Origin of the sequence: Micromonospora humidisoli, assembly GCF_016900955.1 — a bacterium.
Classification (GTDB): Bacteria; Actinomycetota; Actinomycetes; order Mycobacteriales; family Micromonosporaceae; genus Micromonospora; species Micromonospora wenchangensis.
The window spans coordinates 716,176-741,656 of the sequence record NZ_JAFEUO010000001.1 but is presented as its reverse complement, the minus strand read 5'-3'; the positions used below and the strand labels follow the sequence as shown (position 1 = coordinate 741,656).

The following is a 25,481-nucleotide window of genomic DNA, read 5'->3' as shown; positions in this document are numbered from 1 at the left end:
GGTTGGAGTGCGATGATCGCTGCCGTGTCGATTCCCCGTCGTTCCGTCCTCGGTCTCGGGTTCGCCGCCGCCCTCGGGCTGACCGGCTGCGCGCAACACCCGCCCGCCGGGTCGGCCGGTTCCTGGGCCACCCCCTCCCCCGGTGACGGCCCGCAGGGCGGACAGGGCGCGGCGGCCGGCCGGTCGGGGGCCGCCGCCCGGGGTGCCGCCCCGACCGCAGCGAGCAAGCCGCGCACGCTCACCGTGGCGCTCCAGCGTTACCTCCAGCCCACCGCCGAGAACCCGAAGCATCCGACGTACGCCGGGGCGGTGGTGCTGGCGACGACCGACGGCGAGCCGACCGACCACCTGGCCGTCGGTGAGGCGCTGCGCTACGACGCCGGGCCGGTGCTGCTGCCGGCGGCGAAGCGGGTCGCCATGCGCCCCGACTCGATCTTCGATCTGGCCTCGCTCACCAAGGTCTACACCGCGATCCTCACCCTGCAACAGGTCGACAGTGGCCGGATCGATCTGGACGCTCCCGTGGTGCGGTACCTGCCCGGGTTCACCGGCGTCGGCAAGTCCACCGTCACCGTGGCGATGCTGCTGGCCCACACCAGCGGCCTACCGGTCGGGGCGAAGGTGACCGGCTACTCGACGATGGCGCAGCGGTGGCAGGCGGTGCTGGCCACCCCGCTGGTCAGCGGTGCCACCCCGGGCACGGTGTTCCGCTACTCCAGCGTCGGTCTGATGGTGGCCGGGAAGATCGTCGAGCAGGTCACCGGGCTCACCCTCGACCGGGCGCTGAAGACCTACCTGACCACCCCGTTGGGGCTGCGCTACACCGGGTTCAACCCCAACACCTGGCTCAGCGCGGCCGACCGGGCCAACCGCCTGGTCGCCACCGACGCCCGTTCCTCCCGCGGACTGCTGCGGGGTGTGGTGCACGACGACGTCGCCAACCACCTCGGCGGGGTCGCCGGCCACGCCGGGATCTTCGCCCCCGCCGGGGAGGTGGCGGTCATCGGGCAACTGCTGCTCGACGGCGGCAGCCACGGCGGGAAGCGCATCCTCGCGGAGAACACCGTCGCCCGGATGCTGCGCAACGCCAACACCGGGTTGCCCGCCGTCGACCCGGACCGGCCGGGACGCACCTCCGACCACGGCCTCGGCGTGGTGCTCAACCAACCCTGGTTCATGGGCAGGCTCGCCCGACCCGCCACCTTCGGGCACACCGGGTTCACCGGCACCTCGTTCCTGGTCCAGCCCGACCGTCGCCGGGTGCTGGTGCTGCTGACCAACCGCGCCCACCCGAACTGGAGCTGGGCCGACCCGGACCCGGCCCGGGTCGCCGTGGCCGACACGTTCGCCTGACCGCAGGTCGGCGTCGGTGCCGCCCGCTCGCGCATCCCGCCGGGCGGGCCGCTGCAAGGGAATCCGCACCTGCCCGGCGGACGGACCGGTCTCCGGTGGCCACCGCCGGGAACCTGGCCGGGTCCGGGCCTGTCGCCACCCGTGGTCGTCCGTAAGCTGGCCCGATGGACCCGGACGACCGCGCGGTGACAGGACGGCGACCGTCGATCCGCCGACGCAGGGCCGTCCCGGCCGGGACGGCGCGGTGAGCCGGGACGGCGCGGGGACCCGGGCCACCCATCAGGCGTTGCCACCGGCCATGCGGGACGCGGTCGACGGGTTCGCCGCGCACCTGGCGCAGGTACGCAACCGCTCCGCGCACACCGTCCGGGCGTACGTCGCCGACCTGGTCTCGCTGCTCGACCATGCGGTCCGGATGGGCTGCACGGCCCCCGCCGACCTGGATCTGGGCGTGTTGCGCAGTTGGCTGGCGAAGCAACGGACCACCGGCGCGGCATCCAGTTCGTCGGCCCGACGGGCCGCTGCGGCGCGTACCTTCAGCGGCTGGGCCCACCGGTCCGGCCTGACGGCGACGGACGTGGCCGCCCCGCTGGCCACCCCGAAGACGCGGCGGGAACTGCCTGTGGTGCTCCGCGCCGACCAAGTCGCCACCCTGGTGGAGGCACCGGGACGGGACCGGTCCGCCGCCCCGGGCCACGACGGCGGTTCCCCGCAGGACAGGTCCCCGGGCGACGGGCCCGGCGGGCCTGGTCACTCCGGTGCCGGCGGGCCTTCGGCGCAGGTGGACCCGGCGGACGAGGCGGTCCTGGTGCGTGACCGGGCGCTGCTCGAACTGCTCTATGCGACAGGCGCGCGGATCAGCGAGGTGTGCGGTCTGGACACCACGGACGTCGACCGGGAACGTCGGGTGATCCGCGTCCTCGGCAAGGGCAACCGGGAACGGACGGTCCCGTACGGGTTGCCGGCGCAGCGGGCGCTCGACAGGTGGTTGGCGGCCGGCCGACCCGAACTGGCCGGTCCGGACTCCGGGCGGGCCCTGTTCCTCGGTGCCCGGGGCGGGCGGCTGCACCCGACGATGGCCCGGCGGATCGTCGCCGGGTACGCACGGGCCGCCGGGTTACCGCCGACCAGCCCGCACGGGCTCAGGCACTCGGCGGCCACCCATCTGCTGGACGGCGGGGCCGACCTGCGGGCGGTGCAGGAGTTGCTGGGGCACTCGTCCCTGGCGAGCACCCAGATCTACACCCACGTGTCGGTGGAACGGCTCCGCGCCGCCTACCGTCAGGCCCACCCCCGGGCCTGAGCGCCCCGCAGGCCGCACGCGGGGTGTGGTGAGCGGCGACGATCGGTCCGGCCGCCCGGCGGGGTGCGGGCTACGATCGCCCGATGAGCGTCCCGACGCCACCCGAGTCGATTCCCGGGGCCCGACTGCTCTTCACCCTCGACCCCTCGGTCAGTTACCTCAACCACGGGGCGTTCGGTGCGGTGCCGCTCAGCGTGCAGCGCACCCAGCAGCGGCTGCGCGACGAGATGGAAGCCAACCCACAGCGTTTCTTCGGCATGGCGCTGGTCGAACGGTTCGCCCACACCCGACGGCACCTGGCGGCTTTCCTCGGTGCCGATCCGGAGGGCACCGCCCTGGTCGGCAACACCACCACGGGGGTGGCCGTGGTGCTCCAGTCGCTCGGCCTGCGCCCCGACGACGAGGTGCTCGGCACCGACCACGGGTACGGCGCGGTGAACTACTCCGTCGCCCGGGAGTGCCGTCGCACGGGCGCGACCACCCGTACCCTGCACCTGCCCCGGTTTGCCACCGACGCGCAGATCGTGGACATCGTTCGGGCCGGCCTGCGGCCGGGGCGTACCCGGTTGCTGCTGGTCGACCAGCTCACCTCGGCCACCGCCCGGGTGCTGCCGGTCGCCGCGCTGGTGGCGGTGGCCCGGGAGCACGGCATTCCGGTCCTGGTGGACGCCGCGCACGTGCCCGGGATGCTGCCGGTGCAGGTCGACGCGATCGGGGCCGACTTCTGGGTGGGCAACCTGCACAAGTGGGGGTTCGCCCCACGCGGCACCGCCGTGCTGGTCGTCGCCCCGTCGTGGCGGTCGCGGATCGAGCCGTTGGTGGTGTCCTGGCAGCAGGCCGAGGGTTTCCCGGGCAACGTCGAGTGGCAGGCCACCCTCGACTACACGAGTTGGTTGAGCGCCCCGGCCGGTCTCTACGCGCTGCGCAGCCTCGGCATCGAGCGGGTCCGGGAGCACAATGCCGCACTGGCGGCGTACGGGCAGCGGGTGGTCGGGGACGCGCTCGGGGTGGCCCCGACCGACCTGCCCGACCCGGGCGGGCCGGGGGTGGCGATGCGGATCGTGCCGTTGCCGGCGGGTGTCGCCGGCACCCTGGAGGAGGCTGCTGCCCTGCGGGGCCTGATCGCCGAACGCCTCGCCGCCGAGGTCGCGGTGATGGCCTGGCACGGGCGGGGTTGGCTGCGGCTGTGCGGCCAGGTCTACAACACCCCCGACGAGTACGAGCGGCTCGCGGCCCGACTGCCGGCGTTGCTGGCCGGGCGGGGCTGAGCCGACGCCGGCGGAGCGCCGACCGCACCGGCAGGGTGCCGCGTCGTCCCGCCGGGCGACCCCGTCCGGCCCGGCACCCCATCGTCGACCACCACCGGTGGGGGCGGGCGCGTCGCCGCTGGCCGGACGGCGTCCCGTGGCGGTTTCGCGGGTCGGGTGGAAGCCGGCGTCGACGGTGGAACCCGGTCCGACGCCGGGGCTGGGGCCGGCCGTCACCGGGAGCAGGCGGACCCGACCGAGCCCCAGCAGGGCCAGCGGGTCGAGGTACTCCGGGCCGCGTCGGGCACCCCAGTGCAGGCAGCCCTCGGCCGGTACGGCCGTCAGGGGGCAGCCCGGGTGCCCGGCCAGCAGCACGCCCACCGCGGCACCGGCCGCCACCACGTCACCGGTGCGCACCCGGGGACGTACCGGCTCGTAGGTGGTCCGTAGTCCTTGCGGGTGGCCGACGGTGACCACCGGCCGGCCGGCGACCATGCCGGCGAAGAGCACCGTGCCGGCGCCGGCGGCCCGGACGGCGGCACCGGGTGCGGCGGCGAGGTCCACGCCCCGGTGGCCGGCGAGCCAGGGCATTGGGGGTGGGTCGAACGGGCGTACCGGCCGGGGCGGACCGTCGAGTGGCCACCGGAACGCCGGTGTGGGCGCGGCCCGGAGGGGGGCGGATCGTGGCGGGGGCGGCCGGACGGGGAGCCCGTGTGAGCCGAACACGAGCACGGCGACCCCGAGGGCCGTCACCTGCCGTAGTCCTGTGCGCATCACCGCAGCATGCCGGGATCGCACGCGTCGTGCCGCGCACCCGGTGTCCGCTGTGGATGACGGGGCGGGCTGTGGAAAACGCCCGACGGGCCGGTGGATCTGCTATGCCGCCCGCCGTCGGGGCGGAACGACGACGGTGCCGGCCACCGCCGGGGCGGAGGGAGCACTGCCGGTCGCCGGGGCGGAGCGACCACGGTGCCGGCCGGCGGACCGGTCTAGGCTGGCGGGATCGCAGTGCGGCGCGGACCGGGAGGCCACCGATGACCACCATGGACGACGTGAGCCGACCCTCGCGGGTCGCCGGGCCGGACGAGGCGATCAGCCCGGAGGAACTCCAGCTGGCCGCCCGCAACCATGGCATACCGCTCGAAGCGTTGCGGTACGACGTCACCCCGGCCGGCCTGCACTATCTGCTCATCCACTACGACATCCCCGACCTCGACCCGGCGGCCCACACGTTGACCGTGGCCGGGGCGGTGGGTCGGTCGCTCCGGCTCGGGCTGGCCGAACTGCGCGAACGCCCCCGGGTGACCCACCGGGTGACGCTGGAGTGCGCCGGCAACGGCCGGGCGCTGCTGCACCCGCGCCCGGTCAGCCAGCCCTGGCTGGTGGAGGCGGTGGGCAACGCCGAGTGGACCGGCACCCCGCTGGCGCCGTTGCTGCGCGAGGCCGGGATCGCCTCCGACGCGGTGGACGTGGTGTTCACCGGTGCCGACCACGGCGTGGAACGCGGGGTGGAGCAGGACTACCAGCGGGCCCTGCCGGTGGACGACGCGCTGCGCGACGAGGTGCTGCTGGCGTACGAGATGAACGGTGCTCCCCTGCTGCCCCAGCACGGCGCGCCGCTGCGGTTGATCGTCCCCGGCTGGTACGGCATGGCGCACGTCAAGTGGCTGCGCACGATCAGCGTGCTGACCCGGGAGTTCGACGGCTACCAGAACGCGGTGGCCTACCGGCTGCGGCGCGACGCCGACGACCCGGGGGTGCCGGTGACCCGGATCGAGCCCCGGGCGCTGGTCCGGCCGCCGGGTTTCCCGGATTTCATGTCCCGGACGCGGATGCTGCGGCCGGGCCCGTGCACGGTGGACGGACGCGCCTGGTCGGGGCACGGCCCGGTGGTGGCGGTGGAGGTGACCACGGACGGCGGGGCGAACTGGTCGCCGGCCATCCTGGACCCGCCCGCCGGCGGCGGGTGGTCGTGGCGACGTTGGCGGTACGAGTGGACGCCGCAACCCGGCCGCTACGCGCTGGGAGCGCGGGCGACCGACGCGTCGGGGCGGACGCAGCCGGTGGAGCAGCCGTGGAACCGGGGCGGGTTCGCCAACAACCTCGTCCAGCGGGTCGACGTGGTGGTCATCGGGGAGTGAGGGCGGTACGGGGCTGGTCGGGGCCCGGCGTCGGCGGGTGGGGCGTCGACGCCGGGCCGCCGGTCAGCTACCGAAGCCCGAGTCGGCGGGCAGCGAGATGTCGGGCTTCTCCAACTCCTCGACGTTGACGTCCTTGAACGTCATCACCCGGACGTTCTTGACGAAGCGGGCCGGACGGTACATGTCCCAGACCCAGGCGTCGTGCATCTCGACCTCGAAGTAGACCTCGCCGTCGGAGTTGCGCACGTGCAGGTCCACCTGGTTGGCCAGGTAGAAGCGGCGTTCCGTCTCCACCACGTAGGAGAACTGACGGACAATGTCGCGGTACTCCCGGTAGAGCTGCAGCTCCATCTCGGTCTCGTACTTTTCGAGATCTTCCGCGCTCATCGCACTCCGCCTTCCATGACCACATCTTCCCCCACCGGTGCCGGAGGCCGAGGCTGCTCGCCCAACGCCACGCCGACGGTACCCCCTGTCGGCCCCGAGCGCTCCATCGGCTCGGGGGCGGCTGCGCCGACCGGCCGGCGGGCCCGGGGCGGGGCACCCTCCCGGCCGGAGACGGCGGCCACGTTGACGTACGAGAACCGGTGCTCCACGCAGGGCCCCCGCTCACGCAGCGCCTCGGTGTGCTCGGCCGTGACGTACCCCTTGTGCTCGGCGAAACCGTACCCCGGGTGGCGTGCGTCCAGCTCCACCATGATCCGGTCCCTGGTGACCTTGGCCAGTACGCTGGCCGCCGCCACGCAGGCCGCCACCCGGTCGCCCTTCCAGACCGCCAGCCCCGGCACGTCCAGCCCGTCCACCCCGAAGCCGTCGGTGAGCACGTACTCCGGTCGGGTGGTCAACGAGGCCAGGGCCCGGCGCATCGCGGCGAGGTTGCACACGTGCAGCCCCCGGGCGTCGACCTCCTCGGCCGGGATGACCACCACCGCGTACGCCAGGGCGCGGGCGACCACCTCGGCGTAGACCCGCTCCCGGCTGGCCGGGGTGAGCAGCTTGGAGTCGGCCAGTCCCTCGATTTCGCCGCGTCGTCCCTCGGGGAGCACCGCGGCGGCGGCCACCAGCGGGCCGGCGCAGGCCCCCCGGCCGGCCTCGTCCGCGCCCGCGACGTGCCGGAACCCGCGTCGTTGCAGGGCGCGTTCCAGCGCGTAGAGCCCACCGTCGCGGCGCACCACCGTGCGCGGCGGGGTCAGCACGACGCCTCCGGGGCCGGGGCGGCGGCCAGCACCTGGGTGAGCAGGGCGGCCAGGTCGGTGGGGTAGAACCGATCGGCGGTGTCGGCCAGTTCGGCCGCCGACCACCAGCGGTGCCCGGTGACGCTGGCCCGCTCGATCGCGTCGAAACCGGCCGTGTCCACGTCCCAGGTGGGCACCCGCACCACGAAGAACTCCTGTTCCTGGCGGTACCACACGCCGTCGAAGGGAAACTCGATCGTCTCGGTGCGGACCGACCGGCCCAGTTCGGCCGGCGTCAGCCGCAGCCCGGTCTCCTCGGCCAACTCCCGGGCGGCACCGACCGCCGGGGACTCCCCCGGGGTGAGCCCACCGCCGGGGGTGAACCAGTACCGGTGACCCGGGCGGGCCGGGTCGACGCCCTCGAAGAGGAGCACCCGGCCGGACGCGTCGACGAGCAGCACCCGGCCCGCACGACGGGGGTGGAAGACGGTCACCGCACCAGCCTGCCAGACGGTGCCGGCGGTCGGCCACGCCCGGGGCGGGCGCAGCCGGTCAGGGGTTGGGAATGTCGTCGAACGACTTCGGCACGGTCAGCCAGGTGGCCCGGTCGAACGGCCAGAACACGGTGAAGGCCCGGCCCACCACCTCGCCCTCGGGGATGGTGGCGCTGTCGATGTTGCGGCCGGACTGCTGCCAGTGCTCCAGGGAGTCCCCGGAGGCCGAGCGGTGGTCACCCATCACCCAGAGCCGCCCCGCCGGGACGGTGATGTCGAACTCCTGGTCGGCGGGCTTGTCCTGCTCGCCGTTGGCGGAGTAGATGTACGGCTCGTCGAGGGACTTGCCGTTGATGGTCAGCCGGTCCTGCGCGTCGCAGCAGACCACGTGGTCACCGCCGACCCCGATCACCCGCTTGATGAAGTCCTCACCGTCGGGGTTGCCGCTCCACTCGGTCGGCGCCTTGAACACCACCACCTCGCCGCGGTGCGGTGAGCGGAAGTCGTAGACCAGCTTGTTGACCAGCACCCGATCGTCGATCTTGAGGGTGTTCTCCATGGACGGCGACGGGATGAAGAAGGTCTGCAGCACGAATGCGCGGACCAGCACCGCCACCAGAATCGCGACGCCCAGGAGAATGGGCAGCTCCTTCCAGAAGGAGCTGCGCGGCTTTTCGGTCTGCTCGTCAATCACGGGTGGAGCCTACGTCGCCGGAGCCGACGGGGCCGCCCGGAACGCCGGAGGTGTTGCGGCCACCCGGCCCGTCGTCGCCGTTCCCGTCGTCGGATCCGCCCCCGGTCAACGGGCCGGGCGGGGTCACGGGCCCACGCCCGTCGCCCGGACCGGGTGACGGCGGCGAGCAGGGCGGCGACCGGGAGGAGCAGGACCACGTCGCCGGTCGGGGTCGGCCGGACCGGGGCCGGGGCGGTGTTCGCGGCGGCGGAGTCGGACAGCTTGGCGAAGGTGGCGGGCACCGGCAGCGACGTCCACCGCGACGACGGCCACACCACCATGAACGCCCGGCCGACCACGTTGTCGATGGGCACCGGGCCCTGGCAGCGGGCGTCCTGGGAGACCAGCCGGTGGTCACCCATCACGAAGATCTGCCCCGGGGGCACGACCACCTCGTCGAAGCGGCGGGACCGGCACTCCTTCGGGTTGGGTGGCACGTCCAGCGGGGAGTCGCGCACCACGTACGGCTCGTCGAGCGGGATGCCGTTGACCATGACCCGACCCTGGTCGTCGCAGCACTTGACCCGGTCGCCAGGGAGCCCGATCACCCGTTTGATGAAGTCCTTCTCGCCGGGGCGGCTCACCCCGACCAGGTCGCCGAGGGTGCGTCCGATCTTGCCGGCGGCACCGGTCGGCGGCACCGGATTCTCCTGGGCGACCCACTTGTCGGTGCCCCGGAACACCACCACCTCGCCGCGCAGCGGGTCGCGCATGTCGTAGACGACCTTGTTGACCAGCACCCGGTCGCCGATGAGGAGGGTGTCCTCCATCGAGCTGGACGGGATGAAGAAGGCCTGGAGCAGGAAGGTGCGGATCAGCACCGCGAGGCAGAACGCCACGATCAACAGCAGGGGCAGCTCCTGCCAGAGGGGCATCTGCCGACGGGCGGGACGGGCCCGCCGACGCCACGGGTCCGCTGTGCCGTTCGAGTCAAGCACCTGCACCACGCCACTCCCCGGTCCGCAGAAACGACACTACCGCCCGGGGGCCTCGTCGAGGCCCCACGGGCGGCAGGGACGATCGGAGCGCCGCGACCTGTCGTCGCGACGCCACCCGCCGGTCTGCGCCCGTACCGATCAGCGTAATGCGCTCTGGTCGATACGACATCCGCGCAGGTCAGGCGGCGTGGCGAACGGAGATCAGCTGGGCTGCTTCTCGCGCTTCTCCTTGATCTTGGCCTTCTTGCCGCGCAGCTCGCGCAGGTAGTAGAGCTTGGCCCGGCGCACGTCACCGCGGGTCACGACCTCGATCCGGTCGATACCCGGGCCGTTGAGCGGGTACGTCCGCTCCACACCCACGCCGAAGCTGACCTTGCGGACCGTGAAGGTCTCGCGCAGACCGTCACCCTGGCGGCGGATGACGACGCCCTGGAAGATCTGGACCCGGGACCGGTTGCCCTCGACGACCCGCGCGTGCACCTTGACGGTGTCACCGGCCCGGAAGTCGGGGATGTCGGTACGCTTCGACTGGGCGTCAAGGGCGTCCAGGATGTTCATCGCTGCGTCCTCGTGATGCTCACGGCGCACCGTCACTCGGTGCGCGGATGGGTGATTCTGATCCCCGGGTGGTTGCCGGCGGGCCGACCCCGGTCGGGAATCCTCGCAGCCATCCGCGGCGCGGACGGATGCGGCAACCCCTCTACTTTGCCACATCCCCCGGGGGCAGGGGAAAGCCACCCCGGTCCAGCGCGGCCACGTCCCGTTTGTCGAGGATCTCCGGGGACAGCGCGGCGATCAGGTCGGGCCGTCGGCGGGCCGTCCGGGTCAGCGCCTCGTCGCGCCGCCAGCGGGCGATCCGCCCGTGGTCGCCCGAGCGGAGCACGTCGGGCACCTCGTGCCCCCGCCAGCTCGCCGGTTTGGTGTACATCGGGGCTTCCAGCAGGCCGTGGGCGTGCGATTCGTCGTCCAGCGAACCGGCGTTACCGAGCACCCCGGGCAACAGCCGGGTGACCGCCTCCAGGATCACCAGCACCGCGACCTCGCCGCCGAAGAGCACGTAGTCGCCGAGTGAGACCTCGGTGACCTTCAGCCGGGTGGCCGCGTGGTCGAGCACCCGTTGGTCGATGCCCTCGTACCGGCCGCAGGCGAAGAGCAGGTGCGACTCGGCGGCCAGCTCGTGCGCCATCGCCTGGGTGAACGGCACACCGGCCGGAGAGGGCACCAGCAGCCGGGGCAGGGTCAGGCCGTCCGGGGCCAGTTCGTCGGGGGCCAACGCGTCCAGCGCCTCGCCCCACGGCTCGGGCCGCATCACCATGCCCGGCCCGCCGCCGTACGGCGTGTCGTCGACCGTACGGTGCACGTCGTGGGTCCAGGCCCGCAGGTCGTGGACGGCCAGCCGGAGCAGGCCCTGCTCCCGGGCCCGCCCGATCAGGGACAGGTCGAGCGGGGCGAAGTACTCCGGGAAGATCGACACGATGTCGACGCGCATGTGGGTGGCTTCCGGCTAGAGGTCGAGCAGACCGGCCGGCGGGTCGACGACGACGCGTCCGCCGGCGAGATCGACCTCCGGGACGATCGCCTTGACGAACGGGATCAGCGCGCTGCCCCCCTGCGGGCGGCGCAGGACGAGCAGGTCGGAGGCCGGCGCGTGGTCGATCTTCGCCACCTCGCCGAGGTGCTCACCGGCCGGGGTGACCACGGCCAGGCCGACCAGCTGGTGGTCGTGGAACTCCTCCGGGTCCTCCGGCGGGGCGACGGAGGCGCTGTCCACCCCGAGCAGGGTGCCGCGCAGCGCCTCGGCGGTCTCCCGGTCGAGCACCCCCTCGAAGGCCACCAGCATCCGCCCCTGGTGCCAGCGCGCCGACTCGATGGTCAGCTCGCCGGGAACCTCGTAGACCACACCGGGATCGACGGTCGGGGCCGGTTCGGCCTCGCCCCGGCGCGGTGCCGCCGCCCGGGGCGTCGCCCCCGGCTCGGTGCTGAGCACCGCGCCGGGGGCGAACCGCGCTTCGGGCTCGTCGGTCCGCACCTCCACGGTGACCTCACCGCGGATGCCGTGCGGCTTGCCGATCCTGCCGACGATGAGCAGCATCAGTACGAGTCGACGATGTCGACGCGCACCCCGCGCCCACCGATGGAGCCGATCACCTGACGCAGCGCCTTGGCGGTCCGCCCGGACCGCCCGATCACCGTGCCGAGATCCTCCGGGTGCACGCGGACTTCCAGCCGCTTGCCCCGACGGGAGTCGACCATGCGGACGCGCACGTCGTCCGGGTGGTCGACGATTCCCTTGACCAGGTGCTCCAGGGCGGGACGCAGCGGCATGTCAGGCCTGCTCACCGGCGTCGGCAGCAGCAGCCGGGGCCTCGGCCGGGGCCTCGGTCTTCGGCGCCTCGGTCTCGGCCGGGGTCTCCGCCTTGGCGGCGGCCTTGCGGGCCGGCTTGGCCGGGGTCTCCGGGGCCAGGCCGGCAGCGGCCTTCGCCTCGGCCTCGTACGCCGCCTTGCGGTCGGCGCGCTCGGCGGCGACCTTGAGCGGCGGCGGGGCCGGCAGGCCCTTGAACTTCTGCCAGTCGCCGGTCAGCTCCAGCAGACGCTGGACGGCCTCGCTCGGCTGCGCGCCGACCGAGAGCCAGTACTGGACCCGCTCCGACTTGACCTCGATGATCGAGGGGTCTTCCTTCGGCTGGTAGACGCCCACGAACTCGATCGCGCGACCGTCACGCTTGGTGCGCGAGTCCGCGATGACGATGCGGTACTGCGGGTTGCGGATCTTGCCCATCCGCAGGAGCCGGATCTTTACGGCCACAGTTGTTTCGCTCCTGTTGCGATTTCACCGACCCGGCGACGGGCGGTGCACGGGTGAGCGTCGACCGACACAGTGGGGTTGGGCCGGAGACTGCTCGATGGACTGGCGACGCGCCCGGGTTAGAGGGCGCCGGACGCGCGCCGGATACCAGCGACCCATTCTGCCAGATCACCCGCCGAACACTCACATCGGGCCGGCCCACCGGCACGGCCGGCCGGCCCGACCCTCACGGCGACCCGTCCAGAGTGATCCGCATCACACTTACCGTGCGGGTGGCCGGTCCCAGCCGGGCGGCAGCTCCGTCGGGGTCGTCCAGTCGGCTGGCGGGACGAAGTCGCACCAGGTGCCGTCGAACGGGAACTCGCCCGCCTCGGCGAGGGCGATCACCCGCTCCCCCTCGGCCCGGACCGCCTTCTCGTCGGCCACCCAGTAGTGGTCGGGGAAGGCGAGCCGCTCGGTGAACTCGCCCTCGTCCTTCCACTGCCAACTGAGGTCGGGGCGGACCACCACATCCAGGTCCTGGTCGACCACGTCCACCCCGGCCACCGGTCCGTCGTCCCACCGGACGCCGGGCTCCTCCAGATTGACGTACCAGGCGACGAACCGGTCCTGCTCGTCGCGGAAGAACCAGACCGAGTGGGCCGCGCCCGCAGGCAGGAACTCCAGCAGCGGCGGCCCGTTCCACCGGCCCCGGGCCAACCGGTACGACGACGCGATCCACTCGGTGAACGGCATCGCCCGCATGCCCAGACCCGCCTCGGACACCTCGTGCGCCACAGGCGTGTCCCGGGCCACCCAGAGCAGCAGGCCCCGGTCGTCGTCGAGCACCACCCGCGCCGGCCGGACCCACCCGATCCGGCCACGCCGCACGTTCCGGTGCAGGATCAACTGACCCGGTTCGAAACGCATCACACCTCCACAGATCGGGACGGGATCGCGACGCTCCGGCCCGGCAGCCCCGCCCCCGGGGCGACGGTGCAGCCGGGACCGACGTGCGGCCGGCTCCGGGTGCCGGTTGCGGAGCGAGGCGGAGCGCCGCGCCCACGGCCGGTCGGGACCCGGACGCCTGACCTGCGGGACCCCGCATGCCGGGTCGGCCTGCGGGACCCCGGGGCCGGATCAGTAGGCGCGGGCCAGGATGGCGGTCAAGTCCGGCTCGTCCTCGCTGTCCGGGACGGAGCCGTCGGCGCGCAGCAGGCACCGGACGGTGACGCCCTGGCCGTTGGCCTCGGCCTCGCCCGGCACACCGACGGCCGACCAGGGCACCATGGCCCAGCCGGTGGCCGCCGCCTCGATCGCCTCGGCCAGGGTGGACACCGTGACGGTGCGGGACCGCCGGTGGGCCAGTGCCTCGTCGTGCAGCGCCTGCTGGTCGGCCTCCAGGGCGGCCAGGACCGCGCCGACCACGTCGGCGACCGGGGTGGGGGCCTTCGAGCCGTCCGTCCGGCGGACCACGACCGCGTTGCCGGCCGCCAGGTCGCGGGGCCCGACCTCGACGCGTACCGGATAGCCGCGCAGCTCGGCGTCGACGGCCCGGCGGCCGAACGCGGTGTCGGTCCGGTCGTCGAGCGCGACCCGGACGCCGGCGTCGCGCAGCGCGTCGCGCAGCTTGGCCGCCGCCTCGCCGACGCCGTCGCCCGCCTTGACGATCATGACGTACGCCTGGATCGGAGCCAGTCGCGGCGGCACCCGCAGCCCGTTGTCGTCACCGTGCGCCATGATCAGCCCACCGAGCATCCGGGTCGAGGTGCCCCAGGAGGTCGTCCAGGCGTGCTCCCGGCCACCCTCGGCCGAGGAGTAGCTGATGTCGAACGCCTTGGCGAAGTTCTGCCCCAGCTCGTGACTGGTGCCGAGCTGGAGCGCCTTGCCGTCGCCCATCATGCCTTCGCAGGTGTAGGTGGCGGTCGCCCCGGCGAACCGCTCCCGGGTGGTCTTCAGCCCGACCACCACCGGGATGCCCATGACGTTGACCATCAGGTCCTCGTACGCCTCGTGCAGGATCTTGCGGGCGTAGGCGCGGGCGTCGTCCCGGGTGGCGTGCGCGGTGTGCCCCTCCTGCCAGAGGAACTCGCTGGTACGCAGGAAGATCCGGGGACGCAACTCCCAGCGGACCACGTTCGCCCACTGGTTGAGCAGCAGCGGCAGGTCCCGGTAGGAGTCGATCCACTTGGCCATGAACTCGCCGATCACCGTCTCGCTGGTGGGGCGCACCACCACCGGCTCGGCGAGCTGCTTGCCGCCACCGTGGGTGACCACCGCCAACTCCGGCGAGAAGCCCTCGACGTGCTCGGCCTCGCGCTTGAGGTAGCTCTCCGGGATGAACAGCGGGAAGTAGGCGTTCTCCGCGCCGGCCGCCTTGATCCGGGCGTCCATCTCGGCCTGCATCCGCTCCCAGATGGCGTAGCCGGCCGGTCGGATGACCATGGTCCCCCGGACCGGGCCGTTGTCGGCCAGCTTCGCCTTGGCGATCAGGTCCTGGTACCAGCGGGGAAAGTCCTCCGCACGGGGAGTGAGCACGCGAGCCATGACCGCACATCCTATGCGTCCCCCGACAGGTCGGCGCAGCCGGGCGCGCCCGCACTACCATCTGCCGTCATGCTCTGCGACCCGGCACCGGCCCTGGCCCCGCTCGCCGCCCGCTGGGTGGCCTGGGTGGCCGCGCACCGTCAGCCGATCAACCCGGTCAAGGACGACACCGGCCGGCACGGCGGGCGTCACCAGCCAGACGACGTGTGGTTCCTCGCGGGCACCTTCGGCGGCGGGGTCAGCCGGCGCTGCGTGGTGCCGGCGGGCCGTCCGCTGTTCTTCCCGGCGTTCAGCTACTGGCAGCCCGGCCGCCGCGACGAGCCGGCCGAGCCGATGCCCGACGCCAGCGGGCACGCCGAACTGGACGGGGCCCCGGTGCCGGTACGGCCGGCCGGCTCCGCCGCCTCGTTCCCGGTCCGGGGGTTCTTCAACAACGTCGTCACCACCTGGCCGTGGCCGGTGCAGGTCTCCTGCTGGGGCCTGTGGGGGCTGGTGCCGCCGCCGGCGCCGGGCACGCACCGGCTGACCTTCGCCGGGCACGACGGCGCGCGGTTCTGGGTCGAGGCCGAGTACGAACTCGACGTGCGCTGAGCGGCGTCCGTGGCCGTCGACCACCGTGGTCGGCGGCGCAACCGGCGCGCGGGCCGGCCACGGGCGACCCGGCCGGTCAGCGGACCACCCGGCCGCGCAGGACGATCCGGCTGGGCGTCCGGACCACCCGCAGGTCGCGGCGCGGGTCCTCGGGGTAGACGACCAGGTCCGCCAGGCCGCCCTCGACCAGGCCGGGGAAGCCGAGCCACTGTCGGGCCCGCCAGGAGGCGGCGGCGAGGACGTCCACGGCGGGCATGCCGGCCTGCTCGTGCAGCAGCAGCATCTCCTCGGCGGCCAGCCCGTGGTCGATCCCGCCGCCCGCGTCGGTGCCCACGTAGATCGGCACCCCGGCCTCGTGGGCGGCCCGGACCACCTCGGGGAAGCGGTCGCGAAGGGCGAGCATGTGGTCGGCGTAGCCGGGGAACTTGGGGCGGGCCGCGGCGGCGATGCCCCCGAAGGTCCGAATGTTGATCATCGTGGGGACCAGCGCGGTGCCCTGCCGGGCCATCAGGTCGATCAGGTCGAGGCTCAGCCCGGTGCCGTGCTCCACCGAGTCCACCCCGGCCCGCACCATGATCTCCACGGCCGACTCGCTGAACGTGTGCACCGCCGCGCGTACCCCGGCGGCGTGCGCGGCGGCCACGGCGGCGGCCATCGTGTCGGCGTCCCAGGCCGGGGCGAGGTCGCCGACGCCCCGGTCGATCCAGTCGCCGACCAGCTTGACCCAGCCGTTGCCGGCGGCGGCCTGCGCGGTGACCGCCGCGGTCACCTCCGCCGCGTCGACCTCCAGCCCGATGTCACGCAGGTAGCGCTTCGGCGGGGCGACGTGCCGCCCGGCGCGGGCCAGTCGCGGCAGGTCCGGTTCGTCGTCGAGTTCGGGGTACGGGTACGGCGAGCCGGCGTCGCGCAGCGCGAGCACCCCGGCGTCCCGGTCGGTACGGGCCAACGTGCGGGCCTGGTCGAGCGAGGTGACCGGGGTGGCGCCCCGGGCGATGCCGAGGTGGCAGTGGGCGTCGACCAGTCCGGGCAGCACGAACCCGGAGTCGGCGACCGTCTCGGCGTCGGGCACCGGGTCGAAGGTGACCCGGTCGCCGTCGAGCCAGACGTCCCGGACCTCGTCGTCGGGCAGGAGCACACCGCGCACATGCAGAGCCATGCGCACAGTCCTACCCGATCACCGCCCGTCGGGGGCGAGCAGGTCGTTCTTCCGGGCGGTCAGTGCCGGCAGGTCGACCGAGACCTTCCACGGCTGCTCGGTGACGAACAGGTCCTCGGTGTGGGTGAGCTGCTCGTAGTCGCGGCCGCCGGGACCGAGCACGTACTCGGTCAGCGTGATCCGCTCCTGGAGCGGGTCGACCACCCAGTACGAGCGGACCCCGGCGTGCGCGTACACCTTCGCCTTGTCGTACATGTCGCGGAAGGTGGAGGTGGGTGACACCACCTCCACGGCCAGCAGGGCGTCCTCGACGGGGACGGGCGACCGGCCGGCGTGCCGGCGATGGATCGCCACCACGTCGGGCCGGGGCTCGTTGCGGCGGTCGACCCGCATCGACAGGTCGAAACTCACGAGGTGATCCGACGGGCAGTTGACTTCGACGGCGAGCAACAGACGGACGCACAGGTCCTGATGCAGGGCAGTGGGGGACGGCACGATCAACCTTCCGTTGATCAGTTCGTACGGAAGGTCCTTCGGCAGGTCGCCGAGGTCGTCGACCGTCCACTCGTGCCGTTCGGGCAGGATCGGGGCCGCGGTCATGACATCTCCTTCCAGGGGGCGGAACCACCCTAAGCGCCCACCCCGTCGCCCACCGTAACCGACACGCGTCAGCGGGGCCGGTTGTCGCCCCTGCCGAGCTTGTTGAAGTCGATCTTCGGAAGCTTGAAGCCCGGCGGCAGCCCCTGGCCGCCCGCCAGGTCGTTCGGGTCCATCCCCGGCGGGAGCTGCGGCATGCCACCGGGGAAGCCGCCCGGCAGCCCGGCGCCCGCGCCGCTGCGCGGCCGGTTGCCACCCTTGGTGCCCTTGCGCTTGTTCTTCGGCGACTTGGTGGCCTTGCGCCGGCCCCCACCGGGCAGGCCCATCATGCCGCCCATCTGCTTCATCATCTTCTGCGCGTCGGCGAAGCGGTTGAGCAGCTGGTTGACGTCCATCACGGTGACCCCGGAGCCACCGGCGATGCGGGCCCGCCGGGAGCCGTTGATGATCTTCGGGTTGGTCCGCTCGGCCGGGGTCATCGACCTGATGATCGCGGTGACCCGGTCGAAGTGCTTGTCGTCCAGCTCGGCGAGCTGGTCCTTCATCTGCCCCATGCCGGGCATCATGGCCAGCACGTTGGCGATCGGACCCATCCGCCGCACCGCGATCAGCTGGTCGAGGAAGTCCTCCAGCGTGAACTGCTCGCCGCCCATCAGCTTGGCGGTCATCTTCTCCTTCTGATCGGTGTCGAAGGCCTGCTCGGCCTGCTCGATCAGAGTGAGGACGTCGCCCATGCCGAGGATCCGGCTGGCCATCCGGTCGGGGTGGAAGACGTCGAAGTCCTCCAGCTTCTCACCGGTGGAGGCGAACAGGATCGGCTGGCCGGTGACCTCCCGCACCGACAGCGCGGCACCACCCCGGGCGTCGCCGTCGAGCTTGGACAGGACCACACCGGTGATGCCCACGCCGTCGCGGAACGCCTCGGCGGTGCGGACCGCGTCCTGGCCGACCATCGCGTCGATGACGAAGATGACCTCGTCGGGGTCGACCGCGTCCCGGATGTCGGCGGCCTGCTGCATCATCTCGGCGTCGATGCCGAGCCGGCCGGCGGTGTCGACGATGACGATGTCCCGGGCGGCCCGCTTCGCGTGCTCGATCGAGGCGCGGGCCACCTGCACCGGGTCGCCGGTGCCGTTGCCGGGCTCCGGGGCGTACACCTCGACGCCGGCGCGGCCACCGAGCACCTGGAGCTGCCCGACGGCGTTGGGACGCTGGAGGTCGGCGGCGACCAGCAACGGCTGGTGCCCCTGGGCCTTGAGCCAGCGGGCCAGCTTGCCGGCGAGGGTGGTCTTACCGGAGCCCTGGAGGCCGGCCAGCATGATCACGGTCGGCGGCTGCTTGGCGAACTGGAGCCGACGGCCCTCGCCACCGAGTACGTTGATCAGCTCTTCGTTGACGATCTTGACGATCTGCTGGGCCGGGTTGAGCGCCTGGGAGACCTCCGCGCTGCGGGCCCGCTCCTTGACGTTGGCGATGAAGCCCTTCACCACCGGCAGCGCGACGTCCGCCTCCAGCAACGCCAGGCGGATCTCGCGGGCGGTGGCGTCGATGTCGGCGTCGGTGAGCCGGCCCTTGCCGCGGAGCTTGGTGAAGATTCCGGACAGGCGGTCACTCAAGGTGTCAAACACGCGAACATCCCGTATGTCGTCAGCGGCGGGCACAGGTGCGGCCGGGCCGGCTGTCCAGCCCACCGTTAGGGTAGCCCGCCGGCCGCACGCCCGCTCCGGCCCCGCGCGCCGCGCCCGCACCGTGCCCGAGCACCGGCCGGCGGCGGGCCGCCCACGACGCGCCCGCCGGCCCGACCGGCCGCCGGGCACCGGCGTCGCCCCGGGCGGTTGCCGGCGGCCCTACACGGCGGCGAGGACGGCGGCCTCGACGCGGTCCCGCTCCTCGTCCGACGGCCAACCACCGACCAGGTAGAACGCGTCGACCACGTCGCCGCCGAGGGTGGAGATCCGGGCGGCGCGCACCTGCGCCCCGGCCTCGTCCAACGCACAGGTGACCCGGTAGAGCAGACCTGCCGCGTCGGCCGCGCGCAGCTCCAGCAGCACCGCGTCGGTGGCCGCCTCCCGGTGCCAGACGACCCGGGGGGCCGCTCCCGCGCTGCGGGCGGCCAGCGCCCGGCCACGCAGCCGTTGGGTCACCGAGACGTCACCGGTGACCGCGCGCCGCAGGTCGGCGCTGAGCGCGATCGGGTCCGGGGCCAGCCCGTAGCGCGGCTGCACCCGGCACTCGACCAGGGCCCGGCCGTCGATCGTGGCGGCATCGGCCGAGATCACCTCCAGCCGGTGCAGGGCCAGGCAACCCGCGACCGTGGCGAGCAGCCCCCGCCGGTCGGCCGCGGCCACCGCCACCCGGTCCTCGGTCAGGTGTACGACCGGCAGCGGCCCGGAGACCAGCGCCGGGTCGGGGGCCGGCGGGGCGGGGACCACGCCGGTGTCCAGGGTGGTCCGGACCCGGGCGACCAGCTCGGCGATCAGCCGGCCCTTCCAGCCGGACCAGGCGGCCGGGCCGGTGGCGGCGGCGTCGGCCAGCACCAGGGCGTGCAGCAACTCCAGGGTGGTGGTGTCGCCGACCCGCTCGGCCACCCCGGCGATCGTCTTCGGGTCGGACAGGTCGCGGCGGGTCGCCACGTCGGGCAGCAGCAAATGCAGCCGGACCAGCGTGCCGATCAGCGCCGCCTCCTCGGCGGGCAGGCCGATCCGGGTGGCCACCGCCTCGGCCAGCGGCGCGCCGACGGTCGAGTGGTCGCCGTCCAGTCCCTTGCCGATGTCGTGCAGGAACGCGCCGATCAGCAGCAGGTCGGGGCGCTCGACGTCGCGGGTGTGCCGGCTCGCCTCGTACGCGGCCTGCACCAGGTGCCGGTCGAGGGTGAACCGGTGCACCGGGTTGTGCTGGGGCAGGCTGCGCAGCCGGGTCCACTCGGGCAGCCAGCCGTCGATCAGGCCGTACCGGTCGCAGGTCTCCCATGCGGGCACCAGGCCGGGGCCGGCACCGAGCAGGGTGACGAACGCGGCCCGGGCGGCCGGCGGCCAGGGCGCGGGCAGCGGCGGGCAGTACGCGGCCAGCCACTCGCAGGTGGCCCGCGCGATCGGCAGCCGGTGGGTGGCCGCGGCGGCGGCGATCCGCAGCGACAGGCTCGGGTCGGGGCGGGCCCCGATGGCGGTCCGGGCGAGCACCAGCTCACCGTCGTGCTCGACCACGTCCCGGGCGACCGGGCGGCGCAGCGGCCGGCCGTCGGTGCCCCGGCGACGGCCGGAGCGGAGCCGGTCGGCGGCCCGCCAGGCGTCGTCGAGCGCGTGGCTGACGGTGCGCGCGTCACCGGCCACCCGGCGCAGCAGGGCGTCACCGTCGCCGGAGTCCGCCCGCGCCCCGGTCTCGGCGGCCTCGGTCGACGACTGGCGCAGCCCGAGCAGCGCGGCCACCCCGGCGCGTTCCTGGGCGACCAACCGGTCGACCCGGCGGCCCACCTGCTGGTGCAGGGCGTCGCGGGTGTCCAGCAGCCGCAGGTGGGCGGCGCGGACGGCGGGACGCAGCGCGTCGGTGATCCCGGCGGTGGCGATGGCCCGCAGGATGCCCACGTCACGCAGCCCGCCGGCGGCCTCCTTGAGGTCGCCTTCGAGCAGGAAGGCCAGCTCGCCGTGGGTACGCCAGCGCACCTCGGTGATCTCCCGCAGGGCGGGCAGCTGGCGGACGGCGGTCCGCCGCCAGTGGTCGGTGGCGGTCCGGGTGAGGGTGTCGGCCAGCGCCCGGTCGCCGGCGACGTACCGGGCGTCGAGCAGGGCGAGGGCGACCTTGACGTCGTCCTGGGCCACCGACAGCGCCTCGGCGAGGGTCCGCACGGAGTGGTCGAGCCGGACCCCGGCGTCCCAGATCGGGTACCACAGCGAGGCTGCCAGCTCGTCCACCCCGGCCACCCCGGCGTGCAGCAGCACCAGGTCGAGGTCGCCGTAGGGGGCGCACTGCCGGCGGCCGAGGCCGCCGACGGCGATCAGCGCGATGCCCTCCCGGGCCGGCAGCAGGTGGTGCAGCCAGGCGTCGAACGCCCCGGCCCGGGCGACCCGGGCCGGTTCGCCGATGCCCGCGGGAACCCCGACGACCCCGTCGACCAGGAGGTCCGTCTCTGCGTCGGTGCTGTCGTCCGACGCGTTCCTCCTGGTCGACGAGGTCATCTACAGGTCCTCCTACAGGGCGTCGAGGCCGCGCTCGCCGGTACGGACCCGGACGACCTCTTCCACGCCGGTCACCCAGACCTTGCCGTCACCGATCTTGCCGGTACGGGCGGCGGCCACGATCGCGTCGACGACCTTGTCGACGTCCATCTCGTCGGTGAGCACCTCGACCCGGATCTTGGGCAGGAACTCGACCGTGTACTCGGCACCCCGGTAGACCTCGGTGTGCCCCTTCTGACGCCCGTACCCCTGGACCTCGCTGACGGTCAGGCCGGCCACGCCGAGAGCGTGCAGGGCCTCCTTCACCGCGTCCAGTTGGTACGGCTTGATGACCGCGGTCACCAGCTTCATGTCCATGCCCTCCATTCTCCGAACGTTAACCGGCGACCTTCTCGTCCACCGGCGCGGCGGCCGGCTCGGAGGCCTTCGCGCCGCCCGGGGTGATCCCGGCCATCGCGAACGCCCCGCCACCGGCACCGCCGGTGCTCGGGGAGAGGTCGTAACCGCTCTCCGCGTGCTCGCTGATGTCGATGCCCTCGACCTCGTCCTCGGCCTTGACCCGGAAACCGAGGGTCTTGTCGATGACGAAGGCGAGCACCCAGGCGACACCGAAGGACCAGGCGGTCACGATCAGGCCGGCGAGGGCCTGGCGGCCGAACTGGGTCACACCGCCGCCGTAGAACAGGCCGTCGGAGGCGCCGACCACGTCGCTGATCGCGGCGTTGACCGAGTTGGTGGCGAACAGGCCGAGCCACAGCGACCCGATCCAACCGCCGACGAAGTGCACGCCGACCACGTCGAGCGAGTCGTCGTAGCCGAGCTTGTACTTCAGGCTGATGGCCAGGGCGCAGACCACACCGGCGACGATGCCGAGCAGGACCGCGGCCCAGGGGGCGATGAACCCGCAGGCCGGGGTGATGGCGACCAGACCGGCGACGGCACCGGACGAGGCACCGACCATGGTCGGCTTCTTGTCCTTGATCCACTCCACCGCGATCCAGCCGAGCACCGCCGCGGCGGTGGCGAGCTGGGTGTTGATGAAGGCCAGCCCGGCGACCGAGTCGACGGTGAGCTCCGACCCGGCGTTGAAGCCGAACCAGCCGAACCACAGCAGGCCGGCACCGAGCGCGACCAGCGGGATGTTGTGCGGCTTCATGCCCTCACGCGGCCAGCCCAGCCGCTTGCCGAGCACCAGGGCGACGGCCAGGGCCGCCGCACCGGCGTTGATGTGCACCGCGGTGCCACCGGCGAAGTCGAGCGCGTGGATCTTGGCGCCGATGATGCCGCCGCCCCACACCCAGTGGGCGACCGGGAAGTAGACCAGGGTGGCCCAGCCGAAGGCGAACAGCAGCCAGCCGCCGAACTTGGCCCGGTCGGAGATCGCGCCGCTGATCAGCGCGACGGTGATCACCGCGAAGACCATCTGGAACGCCATGAACACGTACAGCGGGACGCCGATGCCGCTGGGGTTCTCCGCCGTCGCGCCCCACAGGTCGGTCTCGGCGAGGAAGGTCTTGGTGCCCAGGTACGCACCGGGGTCGCCCCAGAAACCGTTGACGTCGGTCCCGAAAGCAATGCTGAAACCGTAGAACCACCACAGAACAGAGATGAGCCCGATGGCAGAGAAGCTCATCATCATCATGTTGAGCACGCCCTTGGCCCGGTTGAGGCCGCCGTAGAACAGCGCCAGTCCGGGGGTCATGAGCAGCACGAGAGCGGTCGAAACCAGCAGCCAAACGGTGTTGCCGCCGTCGATCGTCGGTGCTTCAGGCACGCTGGCCTCCTAAAGGTGAAGTTCCCTCCTTCGCGGCTTCCGGGGCAGCGTCGCCCGTACGCCGGTTGCGCGGAAGCTTGGCCGGCTGCTGTTTCCTGGACCGACACCCCTCGATTTCCGACACGTGACGGGTTGTTTCCGGCGTGTGAAGAACCCCGATCATGAAAACTCGGATACGAAAGAGTGGCCGTTCGGCAACGAACGGCCACTCTTTCCCCGTTGCGGTCGGTCGGAGGGGTGTTCCGGGGCACCGCACGCGCGGCGGGGCCGCACTTCAGCGCAGGGCGTACTCCAGGGCGTGCCGTTCGTAGTCGAGCAGGCGCAGATCGCGCATCGGGCGACGGAGGTGACCCTTGTGCACAATCCGGACGAACGCCGGCTCCCCCGCCGCCGCCATCCGCCGGATGCCCTCCACGTGGTCGACGATCCGCTTGCGGATGGTCCGGATCAGCCGGTGCCGGTCCCGGGGGATCAGCCCGTACGCGTCAGCGAACAACCGCAACCGGCGGGGCCGGTCCGGGTGCTTCCAGCCGAGCGTGATCGAGTCCCGGTCGGCGAAGATCGGCACCCAGGTCCAGGCCGCGTACGCCACGTCGTAGATCCGGGCCCCGGGCGAGGCGAGGTCGAAGTCGATCAGGCCGAGGGTGCCGTCGGGCCGCCAGATCACATTGTGCGGGGCGGCGTCGTGGTGGCAGATCACCTCGGTGTCCGGTGGCGGCGGGCCGAACGAGCGCCAGACCGCGCCGGGCGGCGGGGCGAAACCGTACTGGGCGTCGTGGAACATCCGCAGCATGGTGGCCACCGTCACCAGCGCCTCGTCGGTGACCCAGTGCGGGGCCAGCGGGTACTCCCCGCACTCCCCTTCGAGGTAGGACAGCACCTCCCGGTTGCGCTCGTCCATGCCCAGCGCCCGGGGAGCGCCGGTGAACCCGACGTACTCCAGGTGACGCAGCAGGGCGTGCACGGAGGGCGTCCACGGGCCGGCGTTGCGCCGGACGGTGTCGCCGACCCGGACCACGGTGCTCACGTTCCCGCCGTGCAGCGGGATCTCCTGCGAGGTCACGTACGGTCTCCCCAGGCCCGGCGACGCATGGCGGGGGTCACGCCACCCGGCGTACGCGCGATCGTCGTTGCTCACCGCGAGGTTACGCGTCCCGGGCGAGCGGCTCGGTGCCGAGCAGCGCGTCGACGAACTGCGCCGGGTCGAACGGGGCCAGGTCGTCCGCGCCCTCGCCGAGACCGACCAGCTTGACCGGGATGCCGAGCTTGCGCTGGACGGCGATCACGATGCCGCCCTTGGCCGTCCCGTCGAGCTTGGTCAGCACCACGCCCGTCACGTTCACCACCTCGGTGAAGACCCGCGCCTGTTCCAGCCCGTTCTGCCCGGTGGTGGCGTCCAGGACCAGCAGTGTCTCGTCGATCGGGCCGTGCTTCTCGACCACCCGCTTGACCTTGCCCAGCTCGTCCATCAGGCCGATCTTGTTCTGCAGCCGGCCGGCGGTGTCGATGAGCACGGTGTCGGTGCCGGCGTCGATGCCCCGGCGGACCGCGTCGAAGGCCACGCTGGCCGGGTCGGCGCCCTCCGCGCCCCGGACCGTCTCGGCGCCGACCCGGCCGCCCCAGGTCTCCAACTGGTCGGCGGCGGCGGCCCGGAAGGTGTCGGCCGCGCCGAGGGTGACCGAGCGCCCGTCGGCGACCAGCACCCGGGCGATCTTGCCGCAGGTGGTGGTCTTGCCGGCACCGTTGACCCCGACCACCAGCAGCACCGCCGGCACGCCGTCGCGGCCGGTGGTGCGCAGCGACCGGTCCAGGCCCGGGTCGAGCGCGGTGACCAGCTCGGTGGCGAGCAGGTCGCGCAGCTCACCGGCGGAGCGGGTGCCGAGCACCCGGGTCCGCTCGCGGAGCCGGTCGACGATGTCCCGGGTGGCGTCGATGCCGACGTCGGCGGTGATCAGACTGTCCTCGATCTCCTCCCAGGCGTCCTCGTCGAGGTGGTCCCGGGCGAGCAGGCCGAGCAGGCCCTTGCCGAAGGCGTTCTGCGAGCGGGCCAGCCGGGACCGCAGCCGGACCAGCCGGCCGGCCGTCGGCTCGGGGACCTCCAGCGGCGGGGCCGTCGCCACCGGCGGCTCGACCAGGACACCGGTGGACAGGTCGGACCCGGCCGCCTCGACGGGCGGCCCGGCCAGGTCCTCCTCGGCCCGGGTGTCGACCTCGGTCTGCGGCAGCGGGGGTTCGGCACGCCGACGCAGCCGGGGCACGACCAGGCCGAGGCCGCCGAGGATCAGCACGCCGAGCAGGGCCAGTGCGACGAGGAGGTAGTCCGTCATGCCGAAATCCTGTCAGATGCCGACGACCGCGTCCCACTCACGCCCTCCAGACCCGGGCGAGCTGCGGGTACGCTCGCCGCTGCCGGGGGTGACCCACCCGCCCGCGGGGTAGCAGAGATGAACCGTCTTCTCCTCGGAGGTGCCACCC

At 73.2% G+C, this 25,481-nt stretch carries 24 protein-coding genes and 2 pseudogenes; 5 read left to right on the top strand and 21 right to left on the bottom strand.

The annotated features are described in order from the left end of the window. The first annotated feature begins 24 nt into the window (after window positions 1-24). The 3 genes from JQN84_RS03270 (at window position 25) to JQN84_RS03260 (ending at window position 3,924) form a co-directional block, all read left to right on the top strand. Complete coding sequence (locus tag JQN84_RS03270) at window positions 25-1,353, top strand: serine hydrolase domain-containing protein (RefSeq protein ID WP_307820980.1); 1,329 nt, start codon at window positions 25-27, stop codon at window positions 1,351-1,353. A gap of 298 nt (window positions 1,354-1,651) precedes the next feature. Continuing rightward, the gene (locus tag JQN84_RS03265; protein ID WP_204957310.1) at window positions 1,652-2,656 is read left to right on the top strand and encodes a tyrosine recombinase XerC; all 1,005 of its coding nucleotides are present in this window, start codon (window positions 1,652-1,654) and stop codon (window positions 2,654-2,656) included. A gap of 83 nt (window positions 2,657-2,739) precedes the next feature. Then, window positions 2,740-3,924: an aminotransferase class V-fold PLP-dependent enzyme gene (locus JQN84_RS03260; protein ID WP_204956875.1), complete on the top strand. Its 1,185-nt coding sequence runs from the start codon at window positions 2,740-2,742 to the stop codon at window positions 3,922-3,924. Window positions 3,925-4,128: 204 nt separating this feature from the next. On the opposite strand, the pseudogene JQN84_RS03255 reads toward JQN84_RS03260, so the two are convergent. Beyond that, window positions 4,129-4,677: pseudogene (locus JQN84_RS03255) on the bottom strand (peptidoglycan DD-metalloendopeptidase family protein); the annotation flags it as partial. A gap of 260 nt (window positions 4,678-4,937) precedes the next feature. On the opposite strand from JQN84_RS03255, the gene JQN84_RS03250 reads away from it, so the two are divergent. Next, the gene (locus tag JQN84_RS03250) at window positions 4,938-6,044 is read left to right on the top strand and encodes a sulfite oxidase (RefSeq protein ID WP_204956874.1); all 1,107 of its coding nucleotides are present in this window, start codon (window positions 4,938-4,940) and stop codon (window positions 6,042-6,044) included. Between the two features lie 63 nt (window positions 6,045-6,107). On the opposite strand, the gene JQN84_RS03245 is transcribed toward JQN84_RS03250, so the two are convergent. The 12 genes and pseudogenes from JQN84_RS03245 to proS all read right to left on the bottom strand — a co-directional run bounded on the left by JQN84_RS03245 (window position 6,108) and on the right by proS (window position 14,716). Further along, window positions 6,108-6,431 (bottom strand): DUF2469 domain-containing protein, encoded by a 324-nt coding sequence (locus JQN84_RS03245; RefSeq protein ID WP_011905215.1) that lies wholly within the window; start codon window positions 6,429-6,431, stop codon window positions 6,108-6,110. Beyond that, complete coding sequence (locus JQN84_RS03240; RefSeq protein ID WP_204956873.1) at window positions 6,428-7,240, bottom strand: ribonuclease HII; 813 nt, start codon at window positions 7,238-7,240, stop codon at window positions 6,428-6,430. The genes JQN84_RS03245 and JQN84_RS03240 overlap by 4 nt, the downstream gene beginning before the upstream one ends. After that, window positions 7,234-7,713 (bottom strand): NUDIX hydrolase, encoded by a 480-nt coding sequence (locus JQN84_RS03235; protein ID WP_204956872.1) that lies wholly within the window; start codon window positions 7,711-7,713, stop codon window positions 7,234-7,236. Before JQN84_RS03235 ends, JQN84_RS03240 begins: the two co-directional genes overlap by 7 nt. A 58-nt stretch (window positions 7,714-7,771) precedes the next feature. Further along, window positions 7,772-8,407 carry a signal peptidase I gene (gene lepB / locus JQN84_RS03230; protein WP_204956871.1) on the bottom strand — a complete coding sequence of 212 codons (636 nt, stop codon included), beginning with the start codon at window positions 8,405-8,407 and terminating at the stop codon, window positions 7,772-7,774. Window positions 8,408-8,571: 164 nt separating this feature from the next. Further along, window positions 8,572-9,393 (bottom strand): annotated as a pseudogene (lepB, locus tag JQN84_RS03225) (signal peptidase I); the annotation flags it as partial. Window positions 9,394-9,585: 192 nt separating this feature from the next. After that, entirely contained in the window at window positions 9,586-9,942 is a 357-nt protein-coding gene (gene rplS, locus JQN84_RS03220) for a 50S ribosomal protein L19 (RefSeq protein WP_088646705.1), read from the bottom strand. Window positions 9,943-10,084: 142 nt separating this feature from the next. Continuing rightward, a complete protein-coding gene (trmD, locus tag JQN84_RS03215; RefSeq protein ID WP_204956869.1) occupies window positions 10,085-10,873 on the bottom strand; it encodes a tRNA (guanosine(37)-N1)-methyltransferase TrmD in 789 nt (262 codons plus the stop codon). A 15-nt stretch (window positions 10,874-10,888) separates the two neighbouring features. Then, window positions 10,889-11,473: a ribosome maturation factor RimM gene (rimM, locus tag JQN84_RS03210; protein WP_204957309.1), complete on the bottom strand. Its 585-nt coding sequence runs from the start codon at window positions 11,471-11,473 to the stop codon at window positions 10,889-10,891. Between the two features lie 2 nt (window positions 11,474-11,475). Next, window positions 11,476-11,736, bottom strand: a complete 261-nt coding sequence (locus JQN84_RS03205) for an RNA-binding protein (RefSeq protein WP_172862164.1) — start codon at window positions 11,734-11,736, stop codon at window positions 11,476-11,478. Beyond that, window positions 11,711-12,190 (bottom strand): 30S ribosomal protein S16, encoded by a 480-nt coding sequence (gene rpsP, locus JQN84_RS03200; protein WP_204956868.1) that lies wholly within the window; start codon window positions 12,188-12,190, stop codon window positions 11,711-11,713. The genes JQN84_RS03205 and rpsP overlap by 26 nt, the downstream gene beginning before the upstream one ends. Window positions 12,191-12,451: 261 nt before the next feature. Then, window positions 12,452-13,099: a ribonuclease FAU-1 family protein gene (locus tag JQN84_RS03195; protein ID WP_204956867.1), complete on the bottom strand. Its 648-nt coding sequence runs from the start codon at window positions 13,097-13,099 to the stop codon at window positions 12,452-12,454. A gap of 210 nt (window positions 13,100-13,309) precedes the next feature. Next, the gene (proS, locus tag JQN84_RS03190; RefSeq protein ID WP_204956866.1) at window positions 13,310-14,716 is read right to left on the bottom strand and encodes a proline--tRNA ligase; all 1,407 of its coding nucleotides are present in this window, start codon (window positions 14,714-14,716) and stop codon (window positions 13,310-13,312) included. 69 nt (window positions 14,717-14,785) lie between these two features. Between proS and JQN84_RS03185 the strand changes: the two genes are divergently transcribed. Further along, entirely contained in the window at window positions 14,786-15,307 is a 522-nt protein-coding gene (locus JQN84_RS03185; protein WP_204956865.1) for a hypothetical protein, read from the top strand. Between the two features lie 76 nt (window positions 15,308-15,383). Here JQN84_RS03185 and JQN84_RS03180 read toward each other — a convergent pair whose 3' ends face one another. From JQN84_RS03180 to ftsY, 8 genes are all read right to left on the bottom strand, one after another. Continuing rightward, window positions 15,384-16,463 (bottom strand): amidohydrolase family protein, encoded by a 1,080-nt coding sequence (locus tag JQN84_RS03180; RefSeq protein ID WP_204956864.1) that lies wholly within the window; start codon window positions 16,461-16,463, stop codon window positions 15,384-15,386. An 18-nt stretch (window positions 16,464-16,481) separates the two neighbouring features. Beyond that, a complete protein-coding gene (locus tag JQN84_RS03175) occupies window positions 16,482-17,063 on the bottom strand; it encodes a Uma2 family endonuclease (protein WP_204956863.1) in 582 nt (193 codons plus the stop codon). 68 nt (window positions 17,064-17,131) lie between these two features. Then, on the bottom strand, window positions 17,132-18,688 hold the full coding sequence (ffh, locus tag JQN84_RS03170) for a signal recognition particle protein (protein ID WP_204956862.1): 1,557 nt from the start codon (window positions 18,686-18,688) through the stop codon (window positions 17,132-17,134). 219 nt (window positions 18,689-18,907) lie between these two features. Next, window positions 18,908-21,232 (bottom strand): [protein-PII] uridylyltransferase, encoded by a 2,325-nt coding sequence (locus tag JQN84_RS03165; protein ID WP_204956861.1) that lies wholly within the window; start codon window positions 21,230-21,232, stop codon window positions 18,908-18,910. A gap of 12 nt (window positions 21,233-21,244) precedes the next feature. Further along, a complete protein-coding gene (locus JQN84_RS03160; protein WP_067307311.1) occupies window positions 21,245-21,583 on the bottom strand; it encodes a P-II family nitrogen regulator in 339 nt (112 codons plus the stop codon). 25 nt (window positions 21,584-21,608) lie between these two features. After that, complete coding sequence (locus tag JQN84_RS03155) at window positions 21,609-23,006, bottom strand: ammonium transporter (protein ID WP_204923816.1); 1,398 nt, start codon at window positions 23,004-23,006, stop codon at window positions 21,609-21,611. A 274-nt stretch (window positions 23,007-23,280) separates the two neighbouring features. Further along, a complete protein-coding gene (locus JQN84_RS03150) occupies window positions 23,281-24,144 on the bottom strand; it encodes a phosphotransferase (protein WP_204956860.1) in 864 nt (287 codons plus the stop codon). 7 nt (window positions 24,145-24,151) lie between these two features. Next, on the bottom strand, window positions 24,152-25,333 hold the full coding sequence (gene ftsY / locus JQN84_RS03145; RefSeq protein WP_204956859.1) for a signal recognition particle-docking protein FtsY: 1,182 nt from the start codon (window positions 25,331-25,333) through the stop codon (window positions 24,152-24,154). Window positions 25,334-25,481: the final 148 nt, after the last annotated feature.